Origin of the sequence: Enterococcus mundtii (genome assembly GCF_002947535.1) — a bacterium.
GTDB lineage: Bacteria > Bacillota > Bacilli > Lactobacillales > Enterococcaceae > Enterococcus_B > Enterococcus_B mundtii_B.
Genome location: NZ_PUAP01000026.1, coordinates 23145 through 41193 on the forward strand (window position 1 = coordinate 23145; position 18049 = coordinate 41193).

Below are 18049 nucleotides of genomic sequence, written 5' to 3' on the forward strand. Positions count from 1 at the left end.
AGAAAAAAGCGAGCTGAAATCAATCAGCCCGCTTTTTGATGTTGTCGAATAAGAACCTACTTCTTCCCTTGGTTCTTCATCTGTTGCATCATCTGACGAATTTTCTTTTCAGATGGTTTTTGCCCCATAGACATCATCATTGATCTTAACATTTCCTCATTAACGGGAGGATTTTTTTCTAAGTAATCTTTCATATATTTACGCGCAAGAAAGAATCCACCGACTGCGCCGATTAACAATGCAATAACTGCAATAAGTACAACGATTCCGTTTGATACCATGTAAATCTCTCCTTTCCTTTTCCTAATTGCTCTCAATGATTCATTTTACTAAAACTTACAAAAAAAAGAAAGGCGTTTTCTTAAGAATATGTAAAAAAAGTCATTTTTATTTCATGATTATACAAAAGAGCCTATTTAGAAAGTAAGCCACATTTAATTTTTAGGTAAGCCGAATTTTTTTCTTTTATTTTTTCGTCTCTGGGTGTAGAATGAATTCGAAAAAGAAATAGAAGGGTGGTTTTCATTTGAATAATCACGAGAATAAACATAAATGGATTGAACACACGAATGGGTTATCCCTTTCAGAAGTAAACGGTACGGTCAAAGTACCAAAAGGAAAAAGTTTTTTCCGCACCTTACTTGCCTATTCCGGACCTGGTGCACTCGTAGCAGTCGGCTATATGGACCCAGGTAATTGGTCAACATCGATCACCGGTGGCCAAAATTTCCAATACTTATTGATGTCAGTTATTCTGATGTCCAGCTTAATTGCTATGTTACTACAATATATGGCTGCCAAACTTGGGATCGTCAGCCAAATGGATCTGGCACAGGCGATTCGTGCTCGTACGAGTAAAACGCTAGGGGTCATTCTTTGGATCTTGACCGAATTAGCGATCATGGCGACAGATATCGCTGAAGTCATTGGTGCAGCGATCGCTCTATATTTATTATTTGATATTCCTTTAGCAATTGCTGTCTTTATTACTGTCTTAGATGTATTTGTTTTACTTCTTTTGACAAAGATCGGTTTTCGTAAAATCGAAGCGTTAGTCGTCTGTTTGATTTTCGTTATCCTATTTGTCTTTGTCTACCAAGTGGCGCTTTCAAATCCTGACTGGAGCAGTCTATTCAAAGGCTTTATCCCTAATAGCCAAACATTTGCTGAAGAACCAAAAATCGGCGGAGAAACACCATTGACTGGAGCTTTAGGGATCATTGGTGCAACTGTGATGCCCCATAATCTCTATTTGCACTCTGCCGTTTCCCAAACCCGCGAGATCGATCGAAAAGATCCAGAAGATATTGCAAGAGCGGTTCGTTTCTCGACGTGGGATTCCAATATCCAATTAACGATGGCTTTCGTTGTCAATGCACTTCTTTTGATCATGGGGGTTGCCGTCTTTAAAACTGGTGCAGTTCAAGATCCCTCTTTCTTTGGTTTGTATGAAGCACTTTCCGATCCTTCTGCTATGAGCAATGGCGTCTTGATCGCCGTAGCAAAATCAGGTATTCTTTCGACCTTGTTTGCAGTAGCACTGCTTGCTTCTGGTCAAAATTCAACGATTACCGGTACATTGACTGGACAAGTCATTATGGAAGGCTTTATCCATATGCGTATGCCGATCTGGTTACGCCGTTTAGTGACTCGACTATTGTCCGTCATTCCAGTACTACTTTGTGTCTTGTTCACTAGCTCCAAAGGCACGATCGAAGAACATACAGCGCTGAACAATCTAATGAATGAGTCCCAAGTATTCTTAGCTTTTGCCTTGCCTTTTTCAATGATTCCTTTATTGATGATGACCAACAGTCAAGCTGAAATGGGCGCCCGTTTCAAAAATTCACTGATCGTCAAAATACTTGGTTGGTTTTCTGTCATCAGTTTGACGTATTTAAACTTGCGCGGACTTCCAGGACAAATCGAAGCTTTCTTCGGCGATCAAGCTTCCAGCTCGACGATTGCCTTCGCCGATCAGATTGCCTACATCATCATTATCGCTGTACTAGCCTTACTCGCTTGGACGATCGTTGATCTTTATAAGGGAAATAAACGCTATGAACAACGATTACAAGAGTTGTCGTGATCAAAGTTTTTTAAACTAAATAAAAAAAGCTTAGATGAACAAAAATATTTTTACATATTTTTGTGACCTAGGCTTTTTTTATCTAATAACCTTTACAGATTAATCAGGCTTCTGCTAATAATTCCGGGAATACTTCTGGATCGAAGGTTTCAGCTTTGAACATCGCGATTTCTTTCCCATAAGGGGCATAAGCTAATTTTTTATCTTTCCCAACATATGGTGTCTCAAGAATCTTTGAAACATCTTTGAACATTGGTTCATGGACGATTTTATTCAACGCATCAAAACCGATCGTACCAAAGCCGATATTGGCGTGGCGGTCTTTATGTGAACCTTGTGGATTTTTTGAATCATTGATGTGTAGTACTTTCAAGCGATTTAAACCAATCACTTTATCAAACGTTTCAATGACACCATAAAAATCATTCGCTACATCATAACCGGCATCGTTCGTGTGGCAGGTATCAAAGGTCACTGATAATTTTTCATTCAACGTCACGCCATCAATGATCTGTGCCAACTCTTCAAACGTTCGACCGATCTCCGTGCCTTTTCCTGCCATGGTCTCCAAGGCGATTTGTGCGGTCTGCTCTTTCGTCAAGACTTCATTTAGCCCTTCAATGATCCTTGCGATCCCTGCCTCTGCTCCAGCACCGACATGTGCGCCTGGGTGCAATGTGATCTGAGTTGCTCCTAATGCTTCCGCTCGAACTATCTCTTCTCTTAAAAACTGAACAGCAAAAGGAAACATCTCTGGTTTCGTTGTATTTCCTAAATTAATGATATACGGTGCATGGACTACTATATTCTTCAGTCCATGTTCTTCCATATATTGTTTTCCAGCTTCAATATTCATTTCTTCAATTGGTTTTCTACGTGTATTTTGTGGTGCGCCCGTATAGATCATAAAAGTAGAAGCACCATAGCTGGCTGCTTCTTCTGCTGCACCTAGTAACATTTTTTTACCGCTCATGCTGACATGTGAACCTAATAACATCGTACTCCTCCTATAAAGCCCTCTCGGCTAGTCGCTCAGTGAATGGATTTGTTCACTCTCCTTTTATCTTAACTGAAACGGATTTGAAAGAAAAGTTTGAGATCTGTCTAATGATCCGAGCAGATGCAAAATAACTAGAGGTTTTTTTAATATTTTCTCAAAACTAACGGTCAAAAAAGATACAAAAAAAGCCATGTCTGTTTTTTTGTTCTATTATTTGCTATAATTAGCGAAATAAAACCATTAGTTGAGGTGAAACCTTTGCCACGTAATAATACACGAAGAAAACAAGCACGACGAACAAAAGAAAAATGGTTTGTTCCTAAGGTCATTTTTCGCGTTTTTCAATCATTAACCGTTTTTATCATGGTTCTTATCATTCTATTCGCTGCTTTAGGTGTGGGAGTCGGTGCCGGCTATTTTGCATATCTGGTTGAAGATACAAAGCTACCTTCCAAATCTGAGTTACAATCTGAGTTAGGCAATATAACCGAAACATCCAAACTTGTTTATGCTGATAATACAGAGATCTCGACGATCCAAACTGATTTGATGCGGACAACTGTCCCTTCAGATCAAATGTCACCTTATTTAAAATCTGCGATCATTAGCACAGAGGATGAATATTTTGAAGAGCATAAAGGCTATGTTCCTAAAGCGGTGATCCGGGCACTTTTCTCTGAAGCAACTGGAATCGGTTCATCTGGTGGATCAACGTTGACACAGCAATTAGTCAAGCAACAGATTTTGACCGATGAAACAACCTTTAAGCGTAAAGCAAATGAGATTTTATTGGCTGCTCAAGTCGAGAAACATTTTACCAAAGACGAAATCATCTCCACTTATTTGAATGTTTCACCTTTCGGAAGAAACAATAAAGGCCAAAATATTGCCGGTGTCCAAGAAGCTGCACAAGGGATCTTCGGCGTCAATGCGAGTGATTTATCCTTACCACAAGCTGCATTTATCGCAGGTTTGCCACAAAGTCCGATCACTTATAGCCCTTATACCAATACAGGTGCATTGAAAGAAGACCTTACTGCCGGCTTAGAAAGAAAAGACATCGTGCTATTTAGCATGTATCGTGAACACCAAATCACAAAAGAACAATATGAAGAAGCAAAAGCCTATGACTTAACGAAAGATTTCTTAGGTCAACAAGTAGCAGAACAGACTGACCGTGACTTCTTATATTACACGGTCATGAATGCCGCGACCGATATCATTGCTAGACAACTGGGAGAAAAAGACAAAGCGGATCTATCCGATACAGACGTCTACAATGCCTACTATCAACGAGCAGAACAAACGATCCAAAATCAAGGCTACACGATCCATTCAACGATCGACAAAGGCATCTATGATGCGATGCAAGCAGGTGTTGCCAATTATGGCTACTTACTTGATGACGGAAGAGGTTCACCAGTTGAGACCGGTAACGTTCTGATGGACAATAAAACAGGTCGTGTTTATGGATTTGTTGGTGGTCGTAATTATGCGCTGAACCAAAATAATCATGCCTTTGATACCCAAAGACAAGCGGGTTCATCGATCAAGCCGATGTTGGTCTATGGTCCTGCGATCGATATGGGCTTAGTTGGTTCAGAATCACGTGTTTCTGACTATGCAACTACTTGGCAAGAAGGCGCAAATGCCGGTGAAGACATCGTCAATGCGACGAATAAAGGCTCAAATACTTTCCAAACGATTCGTGAATCATTGGAATGGTCGAACAATATCCCTGCTTACCATTTATATCAAGATGTTTTGAACAATGGCGGATCAAAACAATACGCCTATGAGACATATCTAGCAAAAATGAACTATCCCGCGAATGCCAACTGGGGCGTTGAATCGGCACCACTGGGAACAGTCGATGTCACTACTCTTCAACAAACCAATGGTTTCCAGGCATTAGCAAATAATGGCGAATTCCAGCAAGCATATATCATTGATGCAATCACTGACAATGATGGAAATGTCATTTATCAACATGAATACAAACCAGTACGCGTCTTTTCTGAAGCCGCAGCTTCGATCGTCAATGATATGATGCGTAGCGTTATCAATGAAAAAATCACTACCCCATTCAAAGATGATATCACTAGTCTCAATGGCAGCTTAGGCCAAGCTGACTGGATCGGTAAAACTGGTTCAACGAATGATTACCGAGATTCATGGTTAGTTGTCTCCACACCGTCTGTCACGATCAGTAGTTGGGCAGGACACGATGATAATACCGGAATGGATGCCCAAGCAAGATTCCGTTCATCCAAATATCTAGCGAACTTGATCAATCAAGTGTATCAAGTAAACCCAACGATATTTGGTACCGATCAGAAATTCACACTCGCTTCTGATGTGAAGAAAGAAGACGTCTCTGCCTTTACAGGACAATTACCTGGAAAAGTAACCGTTGACCGAAGATCGATCAATACACCTAGCAAAACTGTCGAGTCACTTTGGGCAAAAAATGGTCCTGAGAAAAGCACCTTCAAATTTGGTGTAGGTGGAACGGATGAAAATTATAAAGATTACTGGAACACTGTCGGAACATTCGAACGTGAAAATCCACAGAACAAAGAGGATGATAAAGACGACGATTAACAAAACAATCTGAGTCCACTACTCTTTCTCATAATAAAATGAGCCTGATCTTGATAAATGATATCAAGGTCAGGCTCATTTTTTATACGTTTTTACTTATCTTTGGTGAAGCTTTGATCCTCCTATTCCCACAAAAAAGGAGCTGAAACGACTATTCTTTGTCATTTCAGCTCCTTTTAGCTATCGTTTTATTCGATCAATCGACTTATTTCGTTGAACCTTTTTCTTCAATTCCATAAGGTAAGATGATTGTTTTTTCTTCTACTTCTTCTTTGTTCATCATTTTTGTCAATAGACGCATAGATACCGCACCTAAGTCATATAATGGTTGCGTAATACTTGTTAAGCGTGGGCGAGCAACTTCAGTCAATAAAGAGTTATTACTTGTGATGATCTCAAATTCTTCTGGTACTTTCACACCACGGTCGATCAAGCCATCTAAAATACCGATTGCTAGTTCATCATCCGTTACATAAACAGCAGTTGCTCCACTATTGTGGATACGTTCTACTAATGATAAACCATCTCTGAAATTATAGCTTGATTCAAAGATCAATCCTTCACTATAAGTCAGTCCGTTTTCTTTCAACGCTTCTTTGTAGCCTTTCAAACGGTTTTGTCCATTGATCGGGTCAATCAATGCACCACTTACAAAGGCAATTTTTTTATTGCCGTTTTTAGCTAATTTAGTCACTGCATCTTTTGTCGCTGAAGTATAGTCGATGTTGACACTTCCAACTTGCTCGTCTGGATCGATCGAACCAGCTAAAACAACCGGAGTTTTTGAACGTGAGAATTCGCCACGGATCTCATCTGTGATATGATGCCCCATGAAAATCACGCCGTCGACTTGTTTGGCTAAAAGATTGTTCAGTACGTTGACTTCTTTTTGGTCATTTCCGTCTGAGTTTGCCAAAATGATATTATATTTGTACATCGTTGCCACATCATCGATCCCACGTGCTAATGAAGCAAAGAACATATTGCTGACATCTGGGATGATGACCCCAACTGTCGTTGTTTTTTTACTTGCAAGACCACGAGCTACAGCATTTGGGCGATAATCTAAGCGGTCAATGACTTCCAATACTTTTTTTCTTGTAGCAGGTTTTACATTTGGATTCCCATTGACAACACGTGAAACAGTAGCCATCGAAACATTTGCCTCTCTCGCTACGTCATAAATAGTGATAGTTTGTTTTTCCATCGTTGTTCTCCTATTCTGTTTTTATATCTTTTCTGAAAATACGATTTACATTTCTAAAACAGGATATCAAAGATTGACAGAAATTGCAACCGTTTTACTAGCGTTTTCATGAAAAAAAACACCTTTTTCACTTTTAGTCAATTGGTCTTTTTTTACAAGAGTGGTACAATGAATTATCGAAACATGCCATAAATGCGAAAGAAGGATGTCCAAATGAATCTTGAAAAAATCAATGAATTACGCCAATGGATGGCTCAAAAAGAAATCGATCTTGCTTATATCAGTGATCCAGGTCATATCGCCTATTTTGCTGGTTATGAAAGTGAACCTCACGAACGTGTACTAGCCCTCTTTCTTCCACTTGACCAAGATCCTTTCTTGTTTACACCAGCGTTGGAAGTAGAAGATGCACAAAATAGTCCTTGGGCCTATGATGTCCGGGGTTATCTTGATAGTGAAGATCCTTGGGTGTTGATCGGTCAAGAGATCCGCACACGCTATCCACAAGTAAAAACGATCGGGATCGAAAAAAATGCGTTGACGGTTGATCGCTTTGACGCCTTATCACAACAAATGACAAGCACTGTGCGATTTGCTGACCTGACTCCGGTCATCCAACGTCTGCAATTGATCAAAACAACAAAAGAAAAAGAGCAACTGATTGCGGCAGGAAAATGGGCTGATGTAGCTTTTGAGATCGGTTTTCGCTCGATCAAAGAAGGCGTAACGGAACAAGCGATTATTGCTGAAATCGAATATCAACTAAAAAAACAAGGGGTATCTCAAATGTCTTTTGACACGCTGGTTTTAGCGGGGACAAATGCAGCCAGCCCTCATGGAACACCTGGAAGTACTACGATCCAACCAAATGAACTTGTCTTATTCGATCTAGGCGTCGTATGGGATGGCTATTGTAGTGATGCGACACGGACAGTCGCCTACCAAAAACCAACGGAGTTCCAAGAAAAAATCTACCAGATCACACTTGAAGCCCAATTAGCAGCCCAAGAAGCCGTGCGTCCAGGCGTCACAGCCGCTGAACTTGATCAAGTCGCACGTAACGTCATTGAAAGCTATGGCTATGGAGAATACTTCAATCATCGTCTAGGTCACGGCATTGGTACAACGGTCCATGAATATCCCTCACTAGTCGCAGGCAATGATCTAGTCATCGAAGAAGGTATGTGCTTCTCATTAGAACCAGGTATTTATATCCCTGATCAAGTTGGCGTAAGAATTGAAGATTGTGTCTACGTCACAAGTGACGGTTGTGTTCCATTTACAACAACACCAAAAGAATTGTTAGTGGTGGAGTAAGGTTGTAAAAGAAGCGCTCAACACTGAATAATAAAGAAGCGTTTTGACCTGTAAATAAGCGATAACCCCAAAGTAGAGAACGATTTTCGGGTTATCGCTTTTTTTTGAGTTGCTTCTCTGGCATCAGTTAGTTGTCGATACCTATTCATTTGTTAATTGCTTCTTCAAATAGAATTTAGTCGTCCCAACAAAAGGCATGTTTTCCACCGAAGCAAATACTTCAAAACCATGTCTTTCATAGAATTTTCGAGCTTGATAGTCTTGAGTATTGACGGTCATATATAAGCACTGATTTTCCAATGCTGTTTGTTGAACCGCTTCTATTAATCGCGATCCGATGCCTTCGTGACGGTACGATTGATCTACGCCGAGCAATGATAGATGCAAGGTATTTCCAAATAAAGATGCTACTGCGCCACCGATCCACTTCTCATCCTTAGATGCACTGATTGAAATGGTTTGAGTTGTTAAGTGTTCATTTGTAGAAAATGATTGCATATATTGTTCGTTCAGCAGACCAATGATTTTCTTTTCTGTTTCTTCGGAATCGCTTTTCTTGATCTCAATCATTTACACTTTCCTCTCCTCGTAAGATTAGAGAAAAAAGGACACGAATCTGCAGCGACCCCCAAAAGTTAGACCAAAAAATCTAACTTTTGGGGGTCGCTATTTGTATGGCAAAATATCATTTTGAATTAAAGATAAAAATCGTTAAAGAATATCTTAGTGGCGGGGGTGGGTATCGGCATCTTGCCAACAAATATGGTATTTCAAGCAAGACACAAGTAAGTAGTTGGGTGAATACCTATCGTGAATACGGAGAAAAAGGTCTATTCAGAAAGCGTCAAAAGCAGAAATATTCTGTTCAATTTAAGTTAAATGCGATAGAGTTATATCAAACAAGTGAGATGTCCTATCGAGAAGTTGCCAACGCTTTAGAAATGAACAACCATGCGCTTATTGCCAATTGGATGCGCAATTTCAGAGAAGCGGGTATTGAGGGGCTCTCAAAAGAGAAAGGGCGACCACTTATTTTGACTAGAAAAAAAGAAAACAAAAAAGAAAATACAATAACTGAAGAACGCGATCGTATCAAGGCATTAGAAAAACAAGTCCGCTCCCTTCAAATTGAGAATGCTTTTTTAAAAGAGTTGAGGAAGCTGCGAAAACAAGAAGCCCAGCAAAGACGCAAGAATCAATCGCACGAATCATCGCCAGCCTCCGAGGATCATTCAAACTAGTTGAGCTTCTTGAAATATTGAAATTTCCTAAAGCAACCTATATGTATTGGCAGAAACGGTTTGACAGACCAAACCCAGACCAAGAAATTGAAGAAAAAATGCTTGAAATTCGCAAAGAACATAAAGACTATGGCTGTCTGCGACTAAAAAAAGCATTAGAGAATCAAGGGGTTCATGTCAATAAAAAGAAGATCCAACGTCTGATAAAAAAACTAGGTATCGAAGTAAAGTCTTACACTCGAAAATCTCGACGGTACAATTCTTATCGTGGGAAAGTTGGCACTGTCGCCAAAAATCGTATTCATCGTCGGTTTTATACAAGTATCTGTCACCAAAAAATTACAACTGATACCACAGAGTTTAAGTATTATGAAGTAGATACCACAGGTATCGTTCGTCAGAAAAAGCTGTATTTAGATCCTTTCATGGATCTCTACAATAGTGAAATTATATCTTATCGGATTTCTGAAAAGCCAAACGCACTAGCTATAATGGAAGGATTAGAAGAAGCAATCCAGATAACAAATGATTGCCCATTTCGTAGAACCTTCCATTCAGATCAAGGATGGGCCTATCAAATGAATGCTTATAAGAATAAATTGAAGCAGCATAAAATCTTCCAGAGTATGTCTCGTAAAGGAAATTGTTTAGATAACTCACCTATGGAAAACTTCTTTAGTCTATTGAAGCAAGAGATTTTTCATGGAGAAGTCTATCGGAGTTTTGATGAATTGAAAACAAAAATTGACCAATATATCTATTATTACAACCATAAACGCATCAAAAAGAAATTAAATTGGCGAAGTCCGGTTCAGTTTCGAGAAGCTGTAAAAACAGCTGTCTAACAGTTAATTTTATCGTACAAAAAAGGAGTGGATTTCTCCACTCCATAAAAGTCTAACTTTTTGGGGTCACTACAATCAGGTTGTTTCCTGATCGTGCCTTTTCTTGCTCACTTTTTAGTGTTGCTTATTTAAATGTATCCTTTAGATCTTCTTTCGCAGTAGCTGCATCTTCTTTTGCCATTTCAGACAAGATTTTTGCATCTTCAGCAACTGGTTTTGCCTCGTCGATGCCTTCTTTTACAGTGCTACCTGCTTGGTCTGCTGTATCTTTGATGTCGATCATGATGTCTTCTTTCGCAGCAGCTGCTGTGTCGCCTAAATCAGCAGCAGACTTTTTGAAACGATCAGATAAATCAGCTGATTGTTCTTTCAATGTCACTAAAATATCTTCTGATTCATCTCCTGCATCTGCTGTTGCGTCTGAGACTGTTTGTTTTACATTACCAGCTAAATCGCCTGCTTGTTGTGAAAGATCATGTGCTTTGTCTTTTGCGATACTTGTCAATTCAGTTGATTTTTCTTTTGCCATCTCTGTATAATCAGAAGCCATATCTAGAAAATCATCCGCTTGTGCTGCTAATTCATCACGTAATTCTTTACCTGATTTTGGTGCAAGTAGTAGAGCTGCTACTGCTGCTGCTGTACCACCAATCACTGCGCCTAGTAAAAATCCACCTTTTTTTGCCATGATTATTTTCCTCCTGTCGTATCTGTTGTTGGTTTTTTATGTTTAAAGAATTTCATTGCAGTCCCACCGACTTTTCCGGCAACAGTTGCTTTTGCTGTTGTTTTACCGATGCCACCGACTTTAGTAACGATGTGTTTGCTTGAAGAATTCAATTCTGATACACTCTCGCTTAAATCAGCGACAGCTGTAAATAAAGGATCGATCGTTGCTACTTTTCCGTTGATATCATTCAATAACTCGTTGCTTTTCACTAACAAGCCCTCGACTTGCCTCGATAAAAGATCAACATCTTTCGTAACGACTTCAATCGTTGTGTTTGCTTCTGTTACTGTTTGTTCCGCTTTTTCAATCGTCTTTGCTAATCGAATCAATACACGTACTAGAAAGACTACAAGTATTGCAAAAGCAATTGCTGCAATCAAGCCAGCAATTTCTCCAACTGTCATAATCAAGCCCCCTTCTCCTCTTCTTGCTATAAGGATAGCATTTTCATATTTTTTAAACAAATAAAAAACAGCAAAAAGCTTCAACTACCTACATTTTGATCAGCAGCTGAAGCATCTTGCTTGTTTACTTTTTGTTTGTTGGTTCAGAAGTTTCTGTTGATTGATTAAAAGCTGAAGGCGCCTCTGCTGCTAAAGACTTGCCTAATGATAGAATATATTCTCTTAATGGTCCACCCACTTCTGGATGCGTCAATCCATATTCGATGCTTGTTTTCATAAAACCAAATTTGTCGCCGACATCATAACGTTTCCCAGTAAATTTACGTGCGAATACGCGTTGTGTCTTATTCAATGTATCGATTGCATCGGTCAATTGGATCTCATTACCTGCACCTGGTTTTTGCTCTGCTAAGACATCAAAGATCTCGGGTGTCAATAAATAGCGTCCAATAATTGCTAAATCACTTGGTGCTTTGCTTGGTTCAGGTTTTTCAACAAAATCTTTGACATTGAATAAGCCGTCTTCTAATTCTTCCCCTGGATTGATGATTCCATATTTAGATGTATCTTTATGTGGTACTTGCATCACGGCGATCGTTGAAGCATGTGTACGCTCATAATCGTCGATCAGTTGTTGAGTCAATGGGATTTCATCTTCCATGATGTCATCGCCTAACATGACAACAAACGGTTCATTGCCGATAAATGCTCTTGCTTGTAAAACCGCGTGTCCTAACCCTTTAGGATGTGATTGACGAATAAAATGAAGGTTTACATCCGTTGTTTCTTCTACTAATTTCAGTAATTCAGTTTTTCCTTTTTCGCCTAAGTTCGTTTCTAATTCGATATTTGAGTCAAAGTGATCTTCAATTGGGCGTTTTGCTTTCCCTGTGACGATCAAAATGTCTTCGATCCCTGATTTTAACGCTTCTTCTACGATAAATTGAATCGTTGGTTTATCAACGATCGGCAACATTTCTTTTGCCATCGCTTTTGTTGCAGGTAAAAATCTTGTTCCTAAACCTGCTGCTGGAATCACTGCTTTTTTTACTTTCATTTTTTTCTCTCCCTTAAAAATGTTAGTGAAATTCATTCTCTTTTTTACCATCGCGCAACATGATCTCTGTCGCTGCTTCATTTATGTTCTTGTGCTCATATAGCACTTCATAAATCGTTTGAGTGATCGGCATCTCGATCCCCATGGTCTCAGCTAACTCTTTAGCTGCTCGTGTCGTCTGGACGCCTTCAACGACCATGCCCATATTGTCCAAGACTTCGCTTAACTCATGGCCTTGCCCAAGGAGATTACCGGTACGCCAGTTTCTCGAGTGGATACTTGTACAGGTAACAATCAAATCTCCGACACCACTCAGTCCGATGAAGGTCAACGGGTTTGCACCCATCGCCACACCTAAGCGACTGATTTCTGCTAATCCTCTTGTCATGATAGCTGCTTTTGCATTATCCCCAAAACCTAAGCCATGGATCGCACCTGCACCGATTGCAATGATATTTTTCAAAGCGGCACCCATCTCGACCCCGATAACATCAGGATTCGTATAAATCCGGAAATAATGATTCAAAAACAACGTTTGAACAAATTTAGCAGCATCTACCTCCGTACTTGCAGCAGTGATCGTCGTGATATCTTGACGAGCCACTTCTTCTGCATGACTTGGGCCTGATAAAACGGCGATTGCTTGTCTCTTTTCTGCTGGGATCTCTTCTGCCAAGACTTCTGAGATCCGCTTGTGTGTTCCTTGTTCTAAGCCTTTGCTTGCATGGATGATCACTGGTTTTGTTTGCAAGACCTCAACGAGTTCTTGACATACAGAACGAATCGCCTTCGTTGGTACAACGAACAAAACAGCATCTACTTCAGAAACAGCCTTAGCCATGTCTGTGTATGCGACGATCGTTTCGGGCAATTGGTGTTCTGGCAAATAACGCTCATTGGTGTGCTTTTGATTGATTTCATTAATCTGTGAAGCACGATGTCCCCATAGTCGAACGTCATGACCATTTTCAGCAAGCACTTGTGCCAATGCTGTTCCCCACGAGCCAGCACCTAAAACCGCTACCCTATATTTCATTTTACCACTCCTGCAAATTTTTTCATTTTTTTCGACTTGGACTTTAGATGATCAGTTGATTTTTCCCTAAAGATCGGTCGTAATCTGGTAAGTTTCCTTTTTTCCGACGCCAGATGAATAGAATGATCGCGCCAATGAATAGCACCGCAGATAAAAGCTGTGACACACGGATCGTATCTAAAAGGTAAAGACTATCCGTTCTCATTCCTTCGATGAAGAAACGACCGAAACTATACCATATCAAGTAAAGCAGTGCGATTTCTCCTTTTTTCAAAAGATGCGCTTTTTTCCTTAGTAATAAGAGAATGATCACACCAAGAAGGCTCCACATTGATTCATAAAGGAAGGTTGGCTGCCGATAGATCCCATCGATATACATATTATCAATGATAAAATTTGGTAAATATAGGCTTTCTAAGAAACTTCTTGTTGTATCTGGTCCAAATGCCTCATGGTTCATGAAATTCCCCCAGCGTCCAATTGCTTGTGCTAATAAAACGCTAGGTGCAGCAACATCCAAAAATGTCCAGACATCAATGAAGTGATATTTCGTGTAAAAATATAACGTGATACCTCCTGCAATCAGACCGCCATAAATCGCTAAGCCGCCTGAGCGGATATTGAATATTTGGATTGGATTTGCAATATACTGTGGCAAATCGAACAAGATGTAATACAAGCGTGCGCCAATGATCGATAAGGGTAATCCCCATAACATAAAGTCAGTGACATCTTCTGCTTTCATCCCTACTCTTACTGCTTCTCGACTACTTAACCACATGGCAATGATAATACCTGAAACAATGATCAATGCGTACCAGTAAATAGGGACTCCTAAAAGGTCAAAAGCGACCCGATTGATTTGTGCAATCATACTTTCACTCCTAGCTATTGTCCGTTTGAATTTTCTTCGATCAAACGGCTCAATCTTTCTTCAAATGTCTTCGTTGCATCAAATCCCATTGTTTTCGCACGGAAATTCATGGCAGCAACTTCAATGATGATCGCGACATTTCGTCCAGTTTTCACAGGTATTTTGATTTGAGGAATACCCACTTCCGCAATTTCAACAGAAGTATCCTCAGACCCTAAACGATCGTATTTTTTCTCTTTTGCCCAAGCTTCTAGATAGACAGCTAATTGGACTTGCATCGATCCTCTGACTGCACTGGCTCCAAAAAGATTCATTACATCAATGATCCCGATTCCGCGAATCTCAATCAGATGTTCAAGGATTTTTGGTGGCTCACCAATAACGGTTAGTTCATCTTGCTGATAAACGTCCACACGGTCATCAGCAATCAAGCGATGGCCTCTTTTGATCAACTCTAATGCTGTTTCACTTTTACCGATCCCACTATCTCCTTGTATCAGGACACCTAGTCCGTAGACATCGACTAAGACACCGTGAACACTTGTCCTAGGCGCTAATCGTCCATCTAAATAACTTGATAGCTCGCCAAGCAAACGTGAGGTTGAGATTGGTGATCTCAAGACAGCCATGCCATGTTCATTCGCTGCTTGAATCATCTCTTCCGGTGCAGCTAATCCTCTAGATATGATAAAGGCTGGCATGTCTTCACTACATAAACGACGCATGATCATCAAACGCTCTTCCGGCATCATCCGTTCTGCGAAGCTGATTTCTTTACTCCCAAATAACTGTAGTCGATCATGGGAATAATAATTAAAATAACCGGTCAATTCCAGTCCAGGTCTGGAGATATCACCAGTTACGATGACACGATTTAAACTTTGCTCGTCACCAGTGACGATTTCTAATGATAGTTTTTCTACTAATTGGCTAACTTTTACCATTTCTGCCATTCGTATACCTCATTTCTATTAAACTGTTCTCTTTTATTTTATCATTCTATCGGGAAAAGTACTACCAATAAAAAAAACAAGGGATATCCTTTTCATTACGCTAGTTTTTTATGATAGATGCCTGCTTTGAAATCGTTCTCATTTCTAAAAAAAGAAGAGGAAGCGACAGTTGCCACTTCCTCTTTTTACTCATTTGATTGTGCTTTGTTGTCCTTTGAATTGTTTTCTAACGACTCCGGTTTACATTACGATTGCTTACGACGATATTTACGAATGACATGATCACCGCGATCACCAACGCTGATCCAAATGACGAGAAGCTAAAATTAGCAGCTCCTACAAAGAAGGAGGTCATTTGTAAAATCAATGCGTTGATGACGAAAGTGAATAATCCAAACGTCAATAAGGTAAATGGAATCGAAAAAAACATAATGAACGGCTTGACGAATAGATTCAGCACAGAAAGAACAAAGCTAGCCACAACTGCGGTCCAAATACTATTTACAAATATCATATTTGGAAAAATAACTGCCAGAGAGATAAACGTCAGCGTACTAACAACAATACGTTGAAGATAAGACATTAAAAGTCACTCCATTCGTCATCGTTGATTTTCTCTGCCTCTTTTCGTTTATTCGTTTGTTCTCTGTAGTTGTTTTTTTGATAATAGTCGTTGTCATGTCCATAACGACGTTGATTATTCTTTCCTGAAGGCACAAGTAAAGCCAACAGAATGTATAAGATAATCGGGCTTCCGAATGCAACTAAACTTAAGAAGACGTAAATGACACGCACAACCGTTGGATCAATTCCAAGATATTCAGCAATTCCAGCTAAAGTACCAGTCAATACAATATTTTTATTTGATTTTGTCAACTTTTTTTTCATTTTCTTTCACCTCTGTTCTACTATTTTAATGGAAGAAAGGTGCTAAGACAATCTTTCTTCAGAAGATTTATTGAATAACAAACCGATTGTTTGTTTCTTATAAGTATGATTCTCGCTTCGCCTTCCTCTTTCAGAAAGTCGAAGCGAAAAAATTATTTATCTGTATCTTTTAAATAGATGCTACCTGTTGTAGTAGACAACTCGATTTTCGCCATTTCATTTTCAGAAACGCGACGGAATTCTAGCATTTGGTTCGTGCGCTCTTTCTTTTCACGGATCACTTCATAATCAGATAGGCGGCTATTGATACTACCTAGACTTGTTTTTGCGTGACCGTCCATACCGATAGTTGTTGGCAATGCAACTTTTACGTTACCGTTGACAGAGCTTGCTTCGATTTTCTTCAAACGATCTTCTTTGACTGTCAGACGAACATCACCATTGACTAATGAGATCGCTAAGTTTTCTGGTGTTGCGCCAAAAGTAACTGTCCCGTTGACTGTTTCAATGATGGAATCTAAAATGTCTCCATTACGGACATCGATATTCCCATTGACTCCACCAATCTCAAGCATCGTTGCAGCCATTTGCTCAACCATGATATTGCCGTTTGTTGATTTCATGTAGATGTCTTTTACATCTAAGTCTTCAACTACAATATTACCATTCAGTAATTTGATTGCTGTATGGTCATACGTACGTTTCGGTAAGTAGAAGACTAAATCGGCACGTACACGTTTGTTCGGGATTTGGAATGAAATGTGCTCTTCATTGACTTCGATCTGACTGCGTTCAGCAAAAGCTTCATAAGGCTCTGCACCCATTTTTCCATAAAGCTTGATTTTCGCTTCGACTTTTACGTCTTCGCTATCCCAAGTTTTCAAGGTTACATTCCCATTAGCCGCTTTGATGTCGATGATACTGGCTTGTGGCGCGCTATAGTAAAATTCGTGTTCAAATTTAGTTGTAGCGATACCAGGTACTCGTAAGCTGACATCTTTCCATTCCATATTGTCATTCACTGTTACGGAAACATTTTGGAAGGTTTTCTTTAAGAATTTACCTAATTGAGTCCCAGCTTCAGTCATTTTCTCGCCAACTTGGTTCAATGTGTCATTTGCTTGTTCTTTCCAATCTTCTGGTAAGTCAAACTTCTCAGCAAAAATGTCTTTTTTCTCAGACCATTGGTTTTTACGGATATCTTTTAGTTCAGCTTCAAGCTTGATGCGTTCTTCAGATAAGAGATCTCCAGCTGCTTCTAGTTCTTTGACTTCTTGCTCTAGTTGTTGGCGTTGTGTCAATTCTTCTTCTGTTAGTTGATCCAACTCTTCTTTTGTATTCAATTGCATCAATGTTTCCTGTTTTTCATTGCTTGCAATTTTATTTTCAAAAAGTTTTGCGTTGACTTCATCTAAGTGAGCAGAAGTTTTGTTTGCTTCAGTCGCCAATTCATCTAGGATTTTTTCTAGATTTTCTTGATCTTCTTGTTCTTTTTGTCTTGGGTCTGGTTCTACTGTTTCACGTTCAGTTCTGCCATTTTCAAGTTCATCGATCAAGCGACTTGCTTCATCTTTTTCTTTACGATCAGCATGTACACGATCTGCCTCTTTTGCGATTTGCTTTTCATCTTTTTCAGTTGCCATGCTCTCTAATAGGTCTAAACCTTCTTCTGTGGAAAGGATGCCTTTTTTAACTAATTCTAAAATACGTTCTCTTTCTTTCATGGAAATTGCCTCCTTATAGCAAAAATTGTTTGCAAGCTTTTCCTTACATACACATTATGCAATGATTTGAAGAAAAAGTC

17 protein-coding genes are annotated in these 18049 nt (G+C 39.6%); 4 read left to right on the forward strand and 13 right to left on the reverse strand.

Annotation, left to right across the window (positions count from 1 at the left end; genetic code table 11):
• Positions 1–56: 56 nt before the first annotated feature.
• On the reverse strand, positions 57–281 hold the full coding sequence (locus CUS89_RS07975) for a YneF family protein (protein WP_010734944.1): 225 nt from the start codon (positions 279–281) through the stop codon (positions 57–59).
• A 245-nt stretch (positions 282–526) separates the two neighbouring features.
• Here CUS89_RS07975 and CUS89_RS07980 point away from each other — a divergent pair, with 245 nt between their 5' ends.
• Positions 527–2089 (forward strand): Nramp family divalent metal transporter, encoded by a 1563-nt coding sequence (locus CUS89_RS07980; protein ID WP_104871712.1) that lies wholly within the window; start codon positions 527–529, stop codon positions 2087–2089.
• Positions 2090–2192: 103 nt separating this feature from the next.
• On the opposite strand, the gene CUS89_RS07985 is transcribed toward CUS89_RS07980, so the two are convergent.
• Positions 2193–3086, reverse strand: coding sequence for a deoxyribonuclease IV (locus CUS89_RS07985; RefSeq protein WP_104871713.1), 894 nt, complete (start codon positions 3084–3086; stop codon positions 2193–2195).
• A 261-nt stretch (positions 3087–3347) separates the two neighbouring features.
• Between CUS89_RS07985 and CUS89_RS07990 the strand changes: the two genes are divergently transcribed.
• Complete coding sequence (locus tag CUS89_RS07990; protein WP_104871714.1) at positions 3348–5693, forward strand: transglycosylase domain-containing protein; 2346 nt, start codon at positions 3348–3350, stop codon at positions 5691–5693.
• A gap of 205 nt (positions 5694–5898) precedes the next feature.
• Here CUS89_RS07990 and ccpA read toward each other — a convergent pair whose 3' ends face one another.
• The gene (ccpA, locus tag CUS89_RS07995) at positions 5899–6900 is read right to left on the reverse strand and encodes a catabolite control protein A (RefSeq protein WP_023520019.1); all 1002 of its coding nucleotides are present in this window, start codon (positions 6898–6900) and stop codon (positions 5899–5901) included.
• Positions 6901–7113: 213 nt separating this feature from the next.
• Between ccpA and CUS89_RS08000 the strand changes: the two genes are divergently transcribed.
• Positions 7114–8217, forward strand: coding sequence for an aminopeptidase P family protein (locus CUS89_RS08000; RefSeq protein ID WP_104871715.1), 1104 nt, complete (start codon positions 7114–7116; stop codon positions 8215–8217).
• 141 nt (positions 8218–8358) lie between these two features.
• Here CUS89_RS08000 and CUS89_RS08005 read toward each other — a convergent pair whose 3' ends face one another.
• Positions 8359–8787: a GNAT family N-acetyltransferase gene (locus tag CUS89_RS08005; RefSeq protein WP_071866769.1), complete on the reverse strand. Its 429-nt coding sequence runs from the start codon at positions 8785–8787 to the stop codon at positions 8359–8361.
• 104 nt (positions 8788–8891) lie between these two features.
• Here CUS89_RS08005 and CUS89_RS08010 point away from each other — a divergent pair.
• A protein-coding gene (locus tag CUS89_RS08010) for an IS3 family transposase (RefSeq protein ID WP_104871716.1) occupies positions 8892–10303 on the forward strand; the annotation gives its coding sequence in 2 pieces (ribosomal slippage) (positions 8892–9447 and positions 9447–10303; 1413 coding nt in all).
• Between the two features lie 124 nt (positions 10304–10427).
• Here the strand turns inward: CUS89_RS08010 and CUS89_RS08015 are convergent.
• From CUS89_RS08015 to liaX, 9 genes are all read right to left on the reverse strand, one after another.
• Entirely contained in the window at positions 10428–10991 is a 564-nt protein-coding gene (locus tag CUS89_RS08015) for a YtxH domain-containing protein (RefSeq protein WP_019724317.1), read from the reverse strand.
• A gap of 2 nt (positions 10992–10993) precedes the next feature.
• Positions 10994–11437: a DUF948 domain-containing protein gene (locus tag CUS89_RS08020; protein WP_104871717.1), complete on the reverse strand. Its 444-nt coding sequence runs from the start codon at positions 11435–11437 to the stop codon at positions 10994–10996.
• A gap of 124 nt (positions 11438–11561) precedes the next feature.
• Positions 11562–12494, reverse strand: a complete 933-nt coding sequence (gene galU, locus CUS89_RS08025; protein WP_104871718.1) for a UTP--glucose-1-phosphate uridylyltransferase GalU — start codon at positions 12492–12494, stop codon at positions 11562–11564.
• A 22-nt stretch (positions 12495–12516) separates the two neighbouring features.
• Entirely contained in the window at positions 12517–13530 is a 1014-nt protein-coding gene (locus CUS89_RS08030) for an NAD(P)H-dependent glycerol-3-phosphate dehydrogenase (protein ID WP_104871719.1), read from the reverse strand.
• A 43-nt stretch (positions 13531–13573) separates the two neighbouring features.
• Positions 13574–14404: a prolipoprotein diacylglyceryl transferase gene (gene lgt / locus CUS89_RS08035; protein WP_104871720.1), complete on the reverse strand. Its 831-nt coding sequence runs from the start codon at positions 14402–14404 to the stop codon at positions 13574–13576.
• Between the two features lie 14 nt (positions 14405–14418).
• A complete protein-coding gene (hprK, locus tag CUS89_RS08040) occupies positions 14419–15357 on the reverse strand; it encodes an HPr(Ser) kinase/phosphatase (RefSeq protein ID WP_010734928.1) in 939 nt (312 codons plus the stop codon).
• 226 nt (positions 15358–15583) lie between these two features.
• Positions 15584–15940: a phage holin family protein gene (locus CUS89_RS08045; RefSeq protein WP_104871721.1), complete on the reverse strand. Its 357-nt coding sequence runs from the start codon at positions 15938–15940 to the stop codon at positions 15584–15586.
• Entirely contained in the window at positions 15940–16245 is a 306-nt protein-coding gene (locus CUS89_RS08050; RefSeq protein WP_010734926.1) for a PspC domain-containing protein, read from the reverse strand. Before CUS89_RS08050 ends, CUS89_RS08045 begins: the two co-directional genes overlap by 1 nt.
• A 152-nt stretch (positions 16246–16397) precedes the next feature.
• The gene (gene liaX / locus CUS89_RS08055) at positions 16398–17969 is read right to left on the reverse strand and encodes a daptomycin-sensing surface protein LiaX (protein ID WP_104871722.1); all 1572 of its coding nucleotides are present in this window, start codon (positions 17967–17969) and stop codon (positions 16398–16400) included.
• Between the last annotated feature and the right edge of the window lie 80 nt (positions 17970–18049).

What these genes read in the sequence shown, in the direction of transcription:
- liaX (WP_104871722.1), bottom strand. Translation starts at nt 17,969, where the DNA reads ATGAAAGAAAGAGAACGTATTTTAGAATTAGTTAAAAAAGGCATCCTT.
- CUS89_RS07985 (WP_104871713.1), bottom strand. Translation starts at nt 3,086, where the DNA reads ATGTTATTAGGTTCACATGTCAGCATGAGCGGTAAAAAAATGTTACTA.
- CUS89_RS08050 (WP_010734926.1), bottom strand. Translation starts at nt 16,245, where the DNA reads ATGAAAAAAAAGTTGACAAAATCAAATAAAAATATTGTATTGACTGGT.
- CUS89_RS08015 (WP_019724317.1), bottom strand. Translation starts at nt 10,991, where the DNA reads ATGGCAAAAAAAGGTGGATTTTTACTAGGCGCAGTGATTGGTGGTACA.
- CUS89_RS08020 (WP_104871717.1), bottom strand. Translation starts at nt 11,437, where the DNA reads ATGACAGTTGGAGAAATTGCTGGCTTGATTGCAGCAATTGCTTTTGCA.
- galU (WP_104871718.1), bottom strand. Translation starts at nt 12,494, where the DNA reads ATGAAAGTAAAAAAAGCAGTGATTCCAGCAGCAGGTTTAGGAACAAGA.
- CUS89_RS08030 (WP_104871719.1), bottom strand. Translation starts at nt 13,530, where the DNA reads ATGAAATATAGGGTAGCGGTTTTAGGTGCTGGCTCGTGGGGAACAGCA.
- CUS89_RS08045 (WP_104871721.1), bottom strand. Translation starts at nt 15,940, where the DNA reads ATGTCTTATCTTCAACGTATTGTTGTTAGTACGCTGACGTTTATCTCT.
- CUS89_RS08005 (WP_071866769.1), bottom strand. Translation starts at nt 8,787, where the DNA reads ATGATTGAGATCAAGAAAAGCGATTCCGAAGAAACAGAAAAGAAAATC.
- lgt (WP_104871720.1), bottom strand. Translation starts at nt 14,404, where the DNA reads ATGATTGCACAAATCAATCGGGTCGCTTTTGACCTTTTAGGAGTCCCT.
- hprK (WP_010734928.1), bottom strand. Translation starts at nt 15,357, where the DNA reads ATGGCAGAAATGGTAAAAGTTAGCCAATTAGTAGAAAAACTATCATTA.
- ccpA (WP_023520019.1), bottom strand. Translation starts at nt 6,900, where the DNA reads ATGGAAAAACAAACTATCACTATTTATGACGTAGCGAGAGAGGCAAAT.
- CUS89_RS08000 (WP_104871715.1), top strand. Translation starts at nt 7,114, where the DNA reads ATGAATCTTGAAAAAATCAATGAATTACGCCAATGGATGGCTCAAAAA.
- CUS89_RS07975 (WP_010734944.1), bottom strand. Translation starts at nt 281, where the DNA reads ATGGTATCAAACGGAATCGTTGTACTTATTGCAGTTATTGCATTGTTA.